The following is a 14,960-nucleotide window of genomic DNA, read 5'->3' on the forward strand; positions in this document are numbered from 1 at the left end:
GCGTTTGGTCAATTCCGTCTCATTCGGCGGAAAACCTGAGGGCCATGGCGGACGCGACCGGGCCGACAACCGCGGCAATCAGCGACAGGGCGCACAGGATCAGGAACGGTGTCAGGAACGGTACCGGGTCATGCAGGGCCGCGTCCGCAGAGCTGACCCCGAAAATCAGCACCGGAATCGCCAGGGGAACCACCAGCACGGCCAGGAGCAGGCCGCCTCGGCGGAGCGACACCGTCAGCGAGGCGCCGATGGCGCCGATCAGGGTCAGCGCTGGCGTGCCCACCAGCAGCGTCAGCGTGACAGCACCCATGGCGACGGGATCGAGATTGAGGAAGATGCCGAGCAGCGGTGCGGCGACCACGAGCGGCAGGCCGGTGGCGACCCAGTGTGCCAGGCACTTGATCAGGACGACCACTTCGAGAGGCCGGCCGGCCATCAGCATCAGGTCCAGCGTGCCGTCGTCGCGGTCCGCCTGAAACAGCCGGTCCAGGCCCAGCAGCGTTGCCAGCAGGGCGCCGATCCACAGGATGGCGGGTCCGATGCGGGCCAGCAGGTTGAGATCCGGGCCGACGCCGAAAGGGATCACCGTGACAACGGCCAGGAAAAAGAGGACGCCGACCAGCGCGCTGCCGCCCACCCGGACGGCGAGGCGCAGGTCGCGCTGAAACAGGGCAAGGATCCAGGAGGAAGTCATGACTGGAGCTCCCCGGCAGGCTGCAGCGACGGTTCCCCGGCCTGCAGATGCAGCACCTTGGTTCTGGACAGGGGCAGGTCGGTGTGGGTCGCGGTCACGATCAGTCCGCCAGCCGCCAGGTGTGCGTCCATGAAGCCAAGAAGTTGACCCTCGGAAGCCTTGTCCAGGGCCGACGTCGGTTCGTCCATCAGCCAAACTGGGCGGGGCGTCACCAGGAGCCGGGCCAGGGCAAGCCGGCGGGTCTGGCCGGCGGAAAGGTAGCCGGCCGGCAGCTGTGCGGTATGGCCGATGCCCAGCGTGGAGAGTGCTTCAGCCGGATGAATTGCGCTGCCCCAATAGCTTTCGGGGCGCACGGTTCCGGTGAAACTCTGCCAGAAGGCGAGGTTCTCCAGGACAGACAGGGCCGGTTTGACGGCATTCTGGTGGCCGAAATAATGCGCGTGCTCGGAAGGCGTGCGGTCTGTCTCGCCGTTTTCGATGCGCAGGGAGCCCCCGGCAAGAGGCACCAGACCGGCGAGGGTGCGCAGCAGCGAGGACTTGCCAATGCCGTTGGCGCCGGTCACCACAAGAGCCGTGCCGCCGGCCAGCGAGAAAGAGAGATCCTGAAACACCCGGCGTCCGCCGCGATCGATGGTCAGGTTTTCGGCGATGAGTTCCAGGGGGCTGCTCCGGCTGACGCTTGATCTTGTCTTGTTAGAGGCCAGGACAGTCATGGCGCAAGAAAAAATCCCCGCCTTAATCCTTGTCAAGGACCCGGGCGGGGATTTCGTCTGCGGTCGCGGCTGCCTGCAGCCGCGCTTCAACAGCGGATCATTCGAAGACCGAAGCGATCTGATCGACGCTGACACCTTCCTTGATCTCACGCAACCGGGCGTAGATCAGGGAGGCCATGATCCCGATAAGGCCGGTGCCGATGGTCGACAGGGCGGCGAACAGGATGATCCCGACGACGATACCGCCAACGGTGGCAATCAGTCCCACAAGCAGACCTGCGACGACGTTGATGATGATCACGACGATGAAGGCAATGAAGTAGGTCCCGACGATCGGCCACCGGTACCCCTTGGTGAGCGAGGCGCTCCGGCCCAGTCCGCCGAAGCCGACGCGCTCGATGACAACGGCGGGGGCCATCACCGAGAAGACCGCGTAGATCCAGAGCCCGGGCACGACAAAGAGGGCAAAACCGATGGCGAAAAGAAGGGTCGCGACAATACTCAGGATCGCGAGCGGCACGATCACGCTTAATGCGGGGCCGATATAGCGGCCGATCTGCACGGGCCGGCCGAGCTTCGCGTCATAGGCCAGCTGGATCAGCAGGGCGGTCGTGAGGGTATACACCACGAGATTGACAATCGTTGCCAATGCGAACCCGATCCCGGCGCCGGGAGCGGAGAAATCCGGTTCTGCCAACCCGATCGCAACTTCAGGGCCGTTCAGGGCGCTGGACACGAGCAGGCCGAGGACAAGCGGCACAAATGTGATGATCACGACCTGGATGAATTTGCCGAAGAGGATCGAAAAGCTTTCGCTGATTATCGAACCTGCTCCAAGGGGCGCACTTGGCTGACCCACGCTCGCATCGGTCATTCGATTACTCCGTTTCTTCTAATAAAAGTTTCTAAAAGGATGGGAATTCCAGTTGCCAGCCCGCCGAGGCGGTGAAGTTTCTTATTATGCGCCTACACCATAAGTCTAATGGGGAAACGCCTCAAGCACGGGCTGTTGTTTCTATCGCGGGACAGGCCCGATCCGGAGCAGCTGCACATCTCCTGTTTTGGACTATTTGCGGTTGCGATCATCCCTCATTGCCGGTCGGCAGCTTCGACAGGATGGGTTTCGTCCGGCGGTCGGTAATGTTGTCAGTCTTTTCGGCGAATGGGGGATGCATGTATCCTTTTGCCAGCCCGATGACTGTGGATGCGTTGGAATCCTGCTGTGTGGGTAGCGACCATTGTGTCCGGAACACTGGCCGCCAGACCCCCGGAATTGCAGGCTTCAAGTTGGACATTTCGTACCAACGACTGAAAAGGCCATTTCCTGACGGCCTTGCCGGATCCGCGGTCGAGCTACGACGCCGCCGGTAGAGCAGCGTCGCAAAAAAGACCATGCAAACATGGAACCTGGTTGTGTGCCTGGACGCCAATGCGTTGAAGACAGAATGACTTGCATTCGGAGAATTAATATCCAGCGGGGCACCCAGCATGGACATTCAGCGGCCAGATACTTTTATCCGTGTCTTGGAGACCATCCCGGACAAGGAGGCTGTTGCCGTTTGTCTGTCGGAGGCGTTCTCTTCCGGAATCTGGCGGGAAACGCCGATGCCTGTCGGCAACGAATCGGACCCGGACAGTGCGGTTGGCGTGATCAGCAGATTGGGCGACCGGCCGGTCGTCACTGCGGCCGTTTGCATGAACAAGGTGGTGGGCTGTGTCCTGGGGGCGGTCCTGACACCGGACCTTATTCAGGCCTACGGGCTTGACCCCTGGCAGGCAACGCCCGGAGACGGGCTGCTTGCATTCATCGGAATAGCGCCGGACGCGCAGGGGAGCCGGGTCACACCGGGCACCGAGGGCTGGCTTTTGCTGAATCGGCATCCGATCAACCCCAGCCTCGCAAGGTATCTGTTCGAACACTGGCTTGGTGCGCGTGAGTTGGCTGATTGTCCCAGGCTCTTCATCCGCACCCGCCGCCGCATCGGTGCGATCCGCTACCTGAGCGATCGTCTGGGCTTTGTCGAATGTGGCGGCTTCGATATCGACTTTCGTGGTCAGCGCCAGCGGCGCCTGGTGTACCGGCGGGAACATGCAGCGGCAACCAGGGCCCATTCAAAGGCAGCGCCATGAGCGCGGTCCAATATCTGATGCGCAACCCCTCGCATGTGGTCCTGACGGGACGCAACAGCGTGTTCTTCATTGGCACCTCGGGCGCGCCCGCCCGTGTTTCCGTCGAGCGTCCGGCCGACTGGTCCAGGTTTTTGCAGGACCTCGCCGGACCATCCCCCCGCCACGCGGTGGTTCCCCCGCCGGAGTTTGACGATCCACTGCTTGAGCGGCTTGTCGCAGAGGAACATCTGCTGGCCGACCGGACGCCGGAGATGCTTCTGAAGCACCGCGACGAGTGCATGGCCGCATGCCCCGCCTTCCATCTCTCGCCACCGGCCGACATGGTGGGGCATCTCTTGCTCGGATGTACCGGATCGGTGATCTCGGGCCTGATCCCCCAGACAATCCTCAGCCTGGTCCTGGCTGGTTTCCAGCAGCAGCTGGACGTCATCCTGTCCGAAACGGCACAGCGCTTCCTGACCCGTGACCTGCTGGAATCCTATGGTGTTCGATGCTGGTCGGACGGGTTCGAACGGCAGGACGGGCTCAGGGTTCCTCACGTCAACCTTGCCAAGTCGGCAGGCATCATCTGCGTGTTGCCGGCCACTGCCCACTGCATGGACCGTGTCGCCCGAAGCGCCTGTTCGGACCTCTTGTCGCTGACAATCACGGCGTCTCGTGCGCCAGTCCTCATCTGTCCTGCCATGAACGAAGCCATGTGGTCCAACCCGGGGGTTCAGCGCAACGCCGAGCGATTGCGCGGCGACGGCCGCTACATCATGGAACCGACTGTTCTAATCGCTGCTGCCGACTTCAAGGCTGGTGCGCCATTGGGGTACGGCGGTCACGGAACGCTCTGGGCCGGACCGGGCGCATTGATGCAAACGCTTTCCGCCATCGTTTCCCACGGCGAAGGAGCGCGGATGTAGCCGGTCGGCGCGGTCAATCGAATACGGTGGCGATCTGGTCGAGGCCGATGCCTTCCTTGATCTCGCGCAAGCGGGTGTAGATCAGCGTCACGGTGATCACGAGAATGCTGGTTCCTGCCGTCGACAGCAGGCCGAAGAAAAGCGCGCCGATCAGCCCGCCGGTCACCATGGAGAAAACCATGATCACGCCGCCGACAACAAGATAGAACACCAGGACGAGCAGGCTGGTCAGCACCAGTGTGCCAACGATCGGCCACCGGTACTCGCGGGTCAGCCGGGCACTGCGCGCAAGACCGCGCAGGCCTGCCTTTTCGAAGATCACAGCCGGTGCGCAAACCGAGAAGACCGCCAGGATCCACAAGAAGAAGCCAATCTGGAACGGAATGCCCACGACAAGCAGATACGGTGTGGCCGCGCCGAGCAGCGACAGGACGACCTGGGAGACGAACAGGATCAGGGTGATTGCGACACTCAGGATGAGAATGGCCGGAAGTGCTCTCAGCGTGGGCCGGATGTAGCTGCCAACCCTGATCCGGCGACCGAGCTGTTCGTCATATGCGAGCTGAATCACCATCGCCGTGGTCAGGATATAGACCACCAGAAGCAGAACCCCCATCCCGAGTGGGACGGCGAATGTGGCGGGGCCGAACGGGTTGGTCTGCACATCCGCAAGTCCGGTTGCGGCCCCCAGTATCAGCGCTGGAAACACCTGGCCGAGGAGCATCGGGACGAAACCGATCAGGCAAATGATCACGACGTGCCGAAAGAAGATGGCGAAGCTGTCGGTGATCAGACCGCCGATGCCGAGGGGCTGTCTGGGTCGGTTCTCGAAGGCGGAATCGGCAAGGGGAGGCTGAACGGAGGTGTAATCGTCGTGCAATGGTTCCAACCGAAATATCTGAATCTGAACAAGATCGGATCAAAATAGGGAGAATTGCCAAGGGATACAATCGCTGTGCGCGGCATGCCGATCAGGTCTGAAGGCGGCTGCCTGTTTCAGGTCTCTGCATCCCCTTTGGCATAGTGCTTGTTCTCGCGCCTGTCGCCGAAGAGCTGACGCTGTTCCAGATGTTCGCGCTGAGCGTTGTAAAAGGCCTGCAGGAAGCGCAGCCGGTCCGCCGGTGGCACCGGGTCCGCGTAGCCGATCTTCTTGCGGATCTTTTCCACGATGGCCGTGATGGTGGCGTCGCGCTGGGTGGCGGACACCGACCCTGGTGGGGTGCCCTGGTTGCGGAGCAAGGTTTCGAGCGTCTGCAGCTCGAAGGCACCGTAATGGTCGAGCTGATGCGCCAGGAACACGATTTTCTTGGCATTCTGCAAGGGACGCGGGGCTTCGCTGGCGAGATCCTTCAGCAGCACGGGCACGGGCAGGTGGATCACATGGGTGCCGGCCATCATGTCGCCGAGACGCCTGCGGTAGCGATTGAAAACCGGGATCAGCAGCGCGGTCAGGACCCAGACGAGCGACGCGAGCGATTCCAGCGGCGTGGCGGCGTCCAGCGTCAGCAGCAGGGTGCCGGGCAGGAATATCTCCGCTTCCTTCATCAGGTTGCGCAGCACCAGTGCATGGGCGGTCAGGGGGCCGCCGTCATGGGAAACCACCTTGATCTTCATCAGGCGTTTGCCGAGCGTCTGGCCGTTCCAGGCGATTTCCGCGCAGACGTAATAGGGGATGCGGATCAGGAAAAACAGGAGGGCGCCGACCGCGACCATCGTCTGCGGGCTGGTGAGGTTGGTCACCAGCAGCAGGATGACAAGGCACACCGCCGCGATGGTGGTGATGATGATATCGGTGATCTGCGCCGCAAGCCGCACGCCCACTCCGGCGATGGGCAGCGTCAGGGGAACGCCTTCCGGGGGCATCAGCGTGTCGGGGGACGGCAGCGCCCGCCGGCTTTCTTTCCAGCGGCGGAACATCAGCTGCGCTCCCGTCCGGCGAGACAGAACCAGGCGAGCCAGAGCGCGCCCACGCCCCAGCCGATCGCGAGGCGGGGCCCGGTTTCATTGATCAGTTGGCGGGCAAATCCTTCCAGCACGGCGGCGACAATCAGCATGAGGGCGGCCACCAGTGCCAGCTTGACCGCATCCCTGCCGGCAAGGCGCAAGGCCTCGGCCCGTGTCCGGTCGCCGGGAAAGAGCAGGGCCGCTCCCAGCTGCAGTCCGCCGCCGCAGGCAATGCAGATGGCCGAGAGTTCCGTAACGCCGTGGACGGACAGCCAGCCGGCAATGTCCGGGCCAAGGCCGCGGTCGACATGGACGGCAACAAAGGCACCCAGAATGAGGCCGTTGTAGAAGGTCAGCAGGATCGCCGGCGCGCAGGCAAAGACGCCGAGGCCGAACACGAAGATGGCGATCCGGGTGTTGTGCGAGAACAGGTAGGTGGCGAAGGCACCGAGGCCGGTCGACCCCGTGTCATGGCCATAGATGGAATCGCGCAGGGATTCGGTGGTCGCATCCGGCCCGCGCCCGCCCGACAGTTCCGAGGGCATGAAAACGTAGAACCAGTCGTTGTTCTCGAAATAAAGCAGATACCCGGCAAGCGTGCCCAGGGCCATGCACAGGAAACCCAGCAGGATATAGAGCCACGACCGGCGCATTGCCTGCGGTGCACTCCTGGTGAAGAAACGTTCTATCAGTCCGCCGAGACGCTGCTGCGGCGCGTAGACACACAGATAGGCCCGCGCCGTCAGCGCTTCCAGGTAACCGAGCAAAGCCTTGTCGAGCGAGATCTCGCGGGCGATGGCAAGAGACGTGGTGGCCTGGCGGTACAGCGATGCCAGGTCCCGCGTTTCCGCGAAATCCATATGCTGCAGTCCCCGGCTTTCGGCTGCCATGACCAGCTGTTCAAGACGCCGCCAGTCGGCTTCCCGCTCCTTTCGGAACCGTGCGGACCGGATCAGATCGTCGCCGTTCATCAGATCAACTCCCGTGCCTTGATCTCAAGATAGGCCGAAATGAGCCGCGCGGTGACGGCACTGGGCTTGGCATCGACAATCGTCACCCCGAGGCGGCCAAGCCGTTCGAACACCAGACGGCGTTCGTTGATCGCCTGATTGGCGGCGACCAGCGCGGCGGCGCCGTCCAGATCGTCCGGCGCGGTTTCCACCAGGGTTCCCAGATCCGGGTCGCGCAGCGCGACAAAGATCAGAAGATGGCGCTTGGCGAGGATGGCGATGTTTTCCACCAGCAACTCGGCCGAGGTCGTGTCGACAAAGTCGGTGAAGATGATGATCAGGCTGCGTTTGGGCGTGCGCGCGTTCAACTCTGTCAAGGCTAGCGTGTGGTTGGTTTCGCGGCTGACATAGTCCAGCTCCGCCGTCCAGCTGCGCAGCCGCGCAAAGGCGGTGCGTCCGGGCGCGGGAGCGGAGAAGGTGCGCGGCTTCACGTCATAGGAATAGTGGCCGACAAGGTCGCCGCCGATCGACGCCGCCCAGGCCGTTGCCAGCGCGGCAGTGACTGCGTGGTCGATCTTCGGCAGGCCGCCGATTTCCTCACGCATCAGGTAGCCGTTGTCGAGCGCGACGATCACATGGTGGTTGCGTTCGGCCCGCAGTTCCTTGGCCACGAGCGAGCGGCGGCGGGCGGAGCGTTTCCAGTCGATGGTCTTGATGTCCATGCCCGGCACGAAGTCGCGCAGCTGCTGGAACTCCGAGCCCTCGCCGATGGCGCGGTTTTCCTTCACACCGTAAAGAGTGGACATGACCGTGGTGGTGATCTGTCCGGACTGGACCAGGCGGATGTTGGGCACGACGCGGATCTCCGCACCGACGGTCAGGCGCGGCACGAATTCCAGCAGCCTGAGCCGCGATGTCCAGCGCAGCCAGAGATGTTCGAAACGCCAGAGCCCGCGGCGCACGGCCTTGCAGGCAACCTGTGCCGTGGCGGTGGAATCGGCGCCGGCCTGGAACGCGAACTCGCCGCCGCCGGCGAGGCCTTCGGGCCAGTCGAGTTTTGCCTGGAGACCAGGAGGCGCGCCGCTGATCCGGAACCGCAGCTTCGCGGTCTCGCCGACGAAGATCTCTGCCGGCGATTCAACGTCAAGGGATTTCGGCCGGCGGAAGGAGAGCGCCAGATCGACGGCTGCCAGCAGTCCGAGAACGGCCCAGGGCAGCCAGCCGAGATCCCGCGCGCCGCCACCGGCCACCACCGCGATCATCGACAGCACGAGCGCGGTCAGCCCGAGAACAAGAAATCTTTTTGACGGCCGTATCAGCGGGGTGCCTCAATCTGGTTGAGAATGTTCTCCAGCACGTGTTCCGGGCTGCGGCCTTCGATCTCAGCCGCCGGGCCGAGCACGATCCTGTGGCGCAACGCGGGAATGAACAGCCGTTTGACATCGTCCGGAATGGCGTAGTCGCGCCCGTTGAGCGCCGCGGTTGCCCGTGCCGCGCTCGCCAGCGCGTCCGCGGCGCGTGTCGAGGCGCCGAAGGCGATTTCCGAACTTTCGCGTGTCGCGCGGATCAAGCGCAGGACATAGGCAAGAATGTCGTCCTTGAGGATGATGCTGTCGACCAGTCTGCGGGTCTCCGCCAGAGCGGCCGCGTCCAGTACCTTGGACAGCCCCTCCGTTTCGAGGCCTGCCTCCAGGGGGGCGGCGGCGTGCTGGCGCAGGATCGCCATTTCGACGTCCTCGGGCGGAAAATCGATCACAAGCTTGAACAGGAACCGGTCGAGCTGGGCTTCCGGCAGGGGATAGGTGCCCTGTTGCTCGATCGGGTTCTGGGTGGCGATCACGATGAATTCGCTGCCCAGCGAGTGGTCGGAGCCGTCGATGCTGACCTTGCGTTCGCTCATGGCCTGCAGGAGCGCCGCCTGCGTCTTGGGCGGGGCCCGGTTGATCTCGTCGGCCAGCAGGACCTGGGAAAAGACGGGACCCTTGGTCAGGACAAAGGCATTGGTGCGGAAATCGAAGATCGAGGTGCCGAGCACGTCGCCCGGCATCAGGTCGGGCGTGAACTGGATGCGTCCGAAATCAAGCGCCATTGCCGCGGAGAAACTCCGCGCCAGCAGCGTCTTTGCGGTTCCCGGAGGACCCTCCAGAAGAACGTGGCCGCGGGCGAAAAGTGCAACCAGCATCAGGTCGATGACCTCGTCCTGGCCGAGCACCGTGCGGCCGATCTCGGCCCTGAGGGCCTCTGTGCGTTCACGCAAGGCGTCAAGCGTCATGGGTGATTTGCTCCAAAACCTGTTCCAGTTGGTCGATGTGGTGAATGGCCTCCGATGCCGACAGGCGTGCCGGAAGCTTGTGAATGCCGTCAAGCACGCTGCGCAAGCGCGGGGACAGGGCCGGGTGCCGGCGTTCCGTGTATTCCAGGAAGGCGGGTTCGCCCGAATAATGGCGCGCATGCGCCGGACCGAACAGCGCCGACGCGGTCGCCGCCAGCCGGGCCGCGGCGTATTCGCGTACAAGGGGGCCATCCTGGCCGGACAGGCGCAGCAGCCGTGCCCGGGCCTGCACGGCGATGTCCTTGCCGGCACCCGGGGTGTTCAGTTCGGGACGGATCGGTCCGTATCTGAGCGCGGACCGCCACAGGAACAGGGCCAGAAGCAGTCCGCCACCGGCCCAGAGCGCCAGGAATGGCGGGCCGAAAAAGCGGGCCAGATCGTCCCAGGTCCGTTCGCGCCTTGGCTCGACATAAGGATCGCGCAGCCAGACGTCCCGGCTGTAGTCGATCACGATGTTGGCCTCTCCGGCCCTCGATCGCAAAAAGTCCAGGGCGATCCTGGCGTTGTCGCCAAGGCGCAGGCCGTGATTGTCGAGGAGGTCCGGGTCGGACAGGACAAGCACGCGGCTGTTCGGATCGTCCTCGCCGGTACCGTCGAGACGGCATTCGCCAAGAAGCATGGCGTTGTCGCGTCCGATGATGGGCGTGCAGCGCTCACTCCGGAACATCTGCGCGGCATAGATCCGTGCCGTCAGCCTGTCGCCGTTGCCGGCATCGTAATCGAAATCCGTGAACGGGACGCGGGCGCGGACCGGCGACGCGCTGCTGTCACCGGTGAGCTTGCGCAAGGTGGCCGAGATCCTCTCGGGCCGGACGCCCAGCACCGGGTGGGCCAGTCCGGTCAGGCGCATGCCGGAGCGCCATTTGGGCAGTACGATCAATGCCGGAACCCGGCTGGCCTTCTTCAGGATAACCGACGATGCCAGGTCATATTCGTCCTGCTGAAAGATCAGCTCTTCCGGACTGGTTGGCCGCGCGCGTTCCTGGTCGAGCCCGGTGTCATAGACCGGCAGAACCAGAAGTCCGACTGTCGTTTCGTCGATCAGCCAGCCGCCGGTAAAATTCTGGGCACTGACATCGTTGGCCGCGAGCCAGACCTGCAACCCGTCGAGACCGCTTGGCGAGCGGCGCAGGGACTGCTGCTGCTGGGTCATCACGTACCAGATTGCGCCCAGAACAATCACACCGACCAGTGCGATGATCATCGTTTCCAGGCGCGGGGCTTTCGGAGTGTCTGGTTGGGTCGCGTCGCTCATGATGCGCCTGATCCCAGAAGTGTCCTGCAAGTGTCGACGTGGTTCCGGAACTCGTCCTCAGAGACATCCCGCCCCCCGAACTGGACACGCTCGCTGGCCAGGACAAGGTCGCGCAAGCGGTCGAGATGGCGCTGCGTGGACGGCAGATGACGCAGGGCGTCGCGCGCGGTCCAGCTGCGCTGCATGAGAATGCCGTTGGCGCTCACCGATGCGGACAGCGCCTTGCGCATGAGCAGGACGAGGGCTTTGCGGCGGTCGCTCATGCGCAGGATGTCCTCAAGAGATCCCGTTTTTGTCGCCCATGCGGGCGCCTCGACCGGACCGCGCTTGCGGTCTCTGCCCACATTGCCTGCCTCGCGTTTCAGCGAGACGGCCATATTGCCGCCGAAGCGCAGGAACACATAGGCGATTGCGAGAAGGATCAACGCGGTGATCAAGCCGGTCGTCCATCGGGCGGTTGTCGAATCTTCGGAGGAAAAAGACCAGCTGTTGTTCGAGGACTTTCCATCCGGCGAACCGGGCTCGTTCGGTTTCTGGTCTGTTTTCAGCTCGGGGGCGGGGGCCGTTGGGTCGAAATAGGCGACATCCGTGTCGATGCCGCGGAACCGCAGAGTTTTCAGGTAGTCCTCTCCGGACGGGCCGATCTGCACAGGTTCGCGAACGGCCTCCTGCGCCATCGGCTGGGGCAAGGGGGCAATCAGGAACAAAAAAATAAAAAATCGCGAAAAACGGCGCATGTCCGTTTTCTTACCGGCAAGGTCAGACCGGCGCAATAGACAGCTGCTGACAGGGCAATTCCTGCGGAGTTTTCATTTTGTCCGCACAAGCGGCCGATCCTTCGAGACGGACCTGACGGCCCTCCTCAGGATGACGTTTGTTTTGGGGCGAACGCGTGATTGCCCATGCGTGTAACCGATCCTTAGAGACAGCGCTGTCGCGCGTCCTCAAGATGACGATTGTGGTAATTGCGATAGGATCTTGGCTTCAAAAAGAGCGTCATCCTGAGTAGCCGCGTCAGCGGCGCCTCGAAGGATCCGCCACTTGCTCGAATGTGGTTGAACTCAACCTCCGAGGATTGACAGGAGCACAGGCGCGCCTGGACTGTTCCTGAACGGGAAACGGCCGCTGACACCGTCCACCGCCTTGGCTGTTCAGCCTTGGCGGAGGGGGTATCAGCGGCCGTCAAAGTGCAGTGTGCCAGTTCCTAAAAGTGCACCGACCGCGCGGCGGCCGGCTTCTGCAGCGGCGGCGCGAACTTGGTCAGGTCGATGCCCTCGACGGCTTCCTTGTACTCCTCGATGCTCGGCGTGCGGCCGAGAATGGCGGACAGCACCACGACCGGTGTCGAGGCGAGCAGGGATTCTCCCTTTTTCTCGGAGGAATCCTCCACGACGCGGCCCTTGAACAGGCGCGTGGACGTCGCCAGGACGGTGTCGCCCTTGGCGGCCTTTTCCTGGTTGCCCATGCACAGGTTGCAGCCGGGGCGCTCGAGATAGAGGATGTTCTCGTATTCGGTCCGGGCGGTCGCTTTCGGCGCGCTGTCGTCAAACTCGAAGCCGGAGTATTTCTCCAGCATTTCCCAGTCGCCTTCCGCCTTCAGCTCGTCGATGATGTTGTAGGTCGGCGCGGCGACAACAAGCGGGGCCTTGAACTCGACCTTGCCGTTTGCTTTCTCGAGGTTTTTCAGCATCTGGGCAACGATCTTCATGTCGCCCTTGTGCACCATGCAGGAGCCGACAAAGCCGAGATCGACCTTCTTTTCGCCTCGGTAATAGGAGACCGGGCGGATGGTGTCGTGGGTGTAGCGCTTGGAGACATCCTCGTTGTTGACATCCGGATCGGCGATCATCGGTTCGTCGATCAGGTCGAGGTCGACGACGACTTCCGCGAAATATTTCGCATTGTCATCCGGGGTCAGAGCCGGTTTCTCGCCGGAGCGGATCTCGGCGATGCGCTTGTTCGCCTTGTCGATCAGGCCCTGGAGCACCTTGTTGGCGTTGTCCATGCCCTTGTCGATCATGATCTGGATGCGGCTCTTGGCGATCTCAAGCGACTCGATCAGCGTGTCATCGTTGGAGATGCAGATGGAGGCCTTGGCCTTCATCTCGGCGGTCCAGTCGGTGAAGGTAAAGGCCTGGTCGGCGAGCAGGGTGCCGATATGGACCTCGATGATGCGCCCCTGGAAGACGTTGTCGCCGAACTGCTTCAGCATCTGGGCCTGGGTTGCGTGGACCACGTCGCGGAAATCCATGTAATCCTTCATGGTGCCCTTGAAGGTCACCTTGACCGATTCGGGGATCGGCATGGTGGCTTCACCGGTGGCCAGCGCCAGCGCGACGGTGCCCGAATCCGCGCCGAAGGCAACGCCCTTGGACATGCGGGTGTGGCTGTCGCCGCCGATGATGATCGCCCAGTCATCGATGGTGATGTCGTTCAGCACCTTGTGGATCACGTCCGTCAGCGGATGGTAGACATCGTTCGGATCGCGCGCGGTGATCAGGCCGAACTTGTTCATGAATTTCATGAGTTTCGGAATGTTGGCCTGCGCCTTCAGGTCCCAGACCGAGGCGGTGTGACAGCCGGACTGGTAGGCGCCGTCGACAGTCGGGGAAATCACCGTGGCGGCCATGGCTTCCAGTTCCTGGGAGGTCATCAGGCCGGTCGTGTCCTGGGAGCCGACGATGTTCACCTTGACGCGGACATCGGAGCCGGCGTGCAGGGTCTTGCCCTCGGTGACGCCGACGGCATTCCGGTTGAAGATCTTCTCGACCGCCGTCAGGCCCTGTCCCTCGTGGGAGACTTCCTTGGCGGGTGCGAAGACGGGCGGCAGGTCGATGCCGAGCGTTTCTGCCGCGAAGCTCTGCAGCTTCTTGCCGAAGACGATGGCATAGGAACTGCCGGCCTTCATGAACTCGACCTTCTGCGGGGTCAGGGACGAGGACACGTCGACCAGCTCTTCATCGCCGGCCTCGTTCAGAAGTTTCTTGGTCTTCGTGTTGATGGTCAGAACCGTGCCGGTCTCGACGGAGTATTTCTGTTCCAGCACCGGGCTGTCGTCATTGTTCAGGATCGGCTTGCCGTCGTCGCCCATCTTCTTGACCCAGTTCTTCAGGTCGATGCCGATGCCGCCGGTCACGCCGACGGTGGTCAGGAAGATCGGCGAAATGCCGTTGGTGCCGGCAACAACCGGGGCAATGTTGACGAAGGGCACATAGGGGCTGGCCGGCTTGCCGGTCCACAGGGCCACGTTGTTTACGCCGGACATGCGCGAGGACCCGACGCCCATGGTGCCCTTTTCGGCGACCAGCATGACGCGCTTGTCCGGGTGCTGCAGCTTCAGCGCCTCGATTTCCTTCTGCGCCTGCTCGGAGATCATGCACTTGCCGTGCAGCTCGCGGTCGGAACGGGAATGGGCCTGGTTGCCGGGAGACAGGAGGTCGGTGGAAATGTCGCCTTCGGCGGCGACATAGGTGACGACCTTGATTTCCTCGTCGATGTCCGGAAGCTTGGTGAAGAACTCGGCCTGGGCGTAGCTTTCAAGAATGTCCCGGGCGATGTCGTTGCCGGCCTCGAAGGCGGCCTTCAGCCGGTCCGTATCGGCCTCGTAGAGGAAGACCTGGGTCTTGAGGACTTCGGCGGCATTCTTTGCGACCGATGCGTCGTCGCCGAGGGCAAGGTCAAGCAGGACCTCGACCGACGGACCGCCCTTCATGTGGGACAGCAGCTCGAAGGCGAAGGCCGGGGTGATTTCCTCGACGACCGACGTGCCGAGAATGATTTCCTTCAGGAACTTGGCCTTTTCACCGGCCGCGCTCGTGGTGCCGGGCAGCGTGTTGTAGATGAAGAACTTGAGCGAATCCTGCCGGTGTGCGTTGCCGGTGTCCTTGATCTGGGCGACGATTTCGCTGACAAGCGCGCCGTCCTCGATCGGCTTGGGATGGAGGCCCTGGCCTTTGCGGGTTTCGATCTCTTTCAGGTAGTCTTCATACAAGCTCATGATGTTTCCGGCGTCCTGATGTTGGAGGAAGCCTGTT

Annotated in this window: 13 protein-coding genes; 2 read left to right on the forward strand and 11 right to left on the reverse strand. The window is 62.9% G+C overall.

All coding sequences use genetic code 11. From position 1 onward, the window contains the following. Positions 1-19 precede the first annotated feature (19 nt). The 3 genes from ccmB to O6760_RS09430 all read right to left on the reverse strand — a co-directional run bounded on the left by ccmB (position 20) and on the right by O6760_RS09430 (position 2,281). Entirely contained in the window at positions 20-679 is a 660-nt protein-coding gene (ccmB, locus tag O6760_RS09420) for a heme exporter protein CcmB (protein WP_269586245.1), read from the reverse strand. 11 nt (positions 680-690) lie between these two features. Further along, positions 691-1,407 carry a heme ABC exporter ATP-binding protein CcmA gene (gene ccmA / locus O6760_RS09425; protein ID WP_442969869.1) on the reverse strand — a complete coding sequence of 239 codons (717 nt, stop codon included), beginning with the start codon at positions 1,405-1,407 and terminating at the stop codon, positions 691-693. A gap of 97 nt (positions 1,408-1,504) precedes the next feature. Next, positions 1,505-2,281 carry a hypothetical protein gene (locus tag O6760_RS09430; protein WP_269585123.1) on the reverse strand — a complete coding sequence of 259 codons (777 nt, stop codon included), beginning with the start codon at positions 2,279-2,281 and terminating at the stop codon, positions 1,505-1,507. Positions 2,282-3,012: 731 nt separating this feature from the next. Between O6760_RS09430 and O6760_RS09435 the strand changes: the two genes are divergently transcribed. Then, positions 3,013-3,537 (forward strand): hypothetical protein, encoded by a 525-nt coding sequence (locus O6760_RS09435; RefSeq protein WP_269585124.1) that lies wholly within the window; start codon positions 3,013-3,015, stop codon positions 3,535-3,537. Continuing rightward, a complete protein-coding gene (locus tag O6760_RS09440) occupies positions 3,534-4,445 on the forward strand; it encodes a flavoprotein (RefSeq protein ID WP_269585125.1) in 912 nt (303 codons plus the stop codon). The genes O6760_RS09435 and O6760_RS09440 overlap by 4 nt, the downstream gene beginning before the upstream one ends. 13 nt (positions 4,446-4,458) lie before the next feature. Here O6760_RS09440 and O6760_RS09445 read toward each other — a convergent pair whose 3' ends face one another. The 8 genes from O6760_RS09445 to O6760_RS09480 form a co-directional block, all read right to left on the reverse strand. Continuing rightward, complete coding sequence (locus O6760_RS09445) at positions 4,459-5,334, reverse strand: hypothetical protein (RefSeq protein ID WP_269585126.1); 876 nt, start codon at positions 5,332-5,334, stop codon at positions 4,459-4,461. Positions 5,335-5,441: 107 nt separating this feature from the next. After that, positions 5,442-6,362: an RDD family protein gene (locus O6760_RS09450; RefSeq protein ID WP_269585127.1), complete on the reverse strand. Its 921-nt coding sequence runs from the start codon at positions 6,360-6,362 to the stop codon at positions 5,442-5,444. Next, a complete protein-coding gene (locus tag O6760_RS09455; protein WP_269585128.1) occupies positions 6,362-7,360 on the reverse strand; it encodes a stage II sporulation protein M in 999 nt (332 codons plus the stop codon). The genes O6760_RS09450 and O6760_RS09455 overlap by 1 nt, the downstream gene beginning before the upstream one ends. Beyond that, on the reverse strand, positions 7,360-8,601 hold the full coding sequence (locus O6760_RS09460) for a DUF58 domain-containing protein (protein WP_269586247.1): 1,242 nt from the start codon (positions 8,599-8,601) through the stop codon (positions 7,360-7,362). The genes O6760_RS09455 and O6760_RS09460 overlap by 1 nt, the downstream gene beginning before the upstream one ends. Before the next feature lie 53 nt (positions 8,602-8,654). Then, complete coding sequence (locus O6760_RS09465; RefSeq protein ID WP_269585129.1) at positions 8,655-9,611, reverse strand: AAA family ATPase; 957 nt, start codon at positions 9,609-9,611, stop codon at positions 8,655-8,657. Continuing rightward, entirely contained in the window at positions 9,601-10,926 is a 1,326-nt protein-coding gene (locus tag O6760_RS09470) for a hypothetical protein (protein WP_269585130.1), read from the reverse strand. Before O6760_RS09470 ends, O6760_RS09465 begins: the two co-directional genes overlap by 11 nt. Continuing rightward, complete coding sequence (locus O6760_RS09475; protein WP_269585131.1) at positions 10,923-11,663, reverse strand: DUF4129 domain-containing protein; 741 nt, start codon at positions 11,661-11,663, stop codon at positions 10,923-10,925. The genes O6760_RS09470 and O6760_RS09475 overlap by 4 nt, the downstream gene beginning before the upstream one ends. Before the next feature lie 467 nt (positions 11,664-12,130). Continuing rightward, complete coding sequence (locus O6760_RS09480; RefSeq protein ID WP_269585132.1) at positions 12,131-14,923, reverse strand: bifunctional aconitate hydratase 2/2-methylisocitrate dehydratase; 2,793 nt, start codon at positions 14,921-14,923, stop codon at positions 12,131-12,133. Positions 14,924-14,960: the final 37 nt, after the last annotated feature.

Origin of the sequence: Roseibium sp. Sym1 (assembly GCF_027359675.1) — a bacterium.
Lineage (GTDB): Bacteria > Pseudomonadota > Alphaproteobacteria > Rhizobiales > Stappiaceae > Roseibium.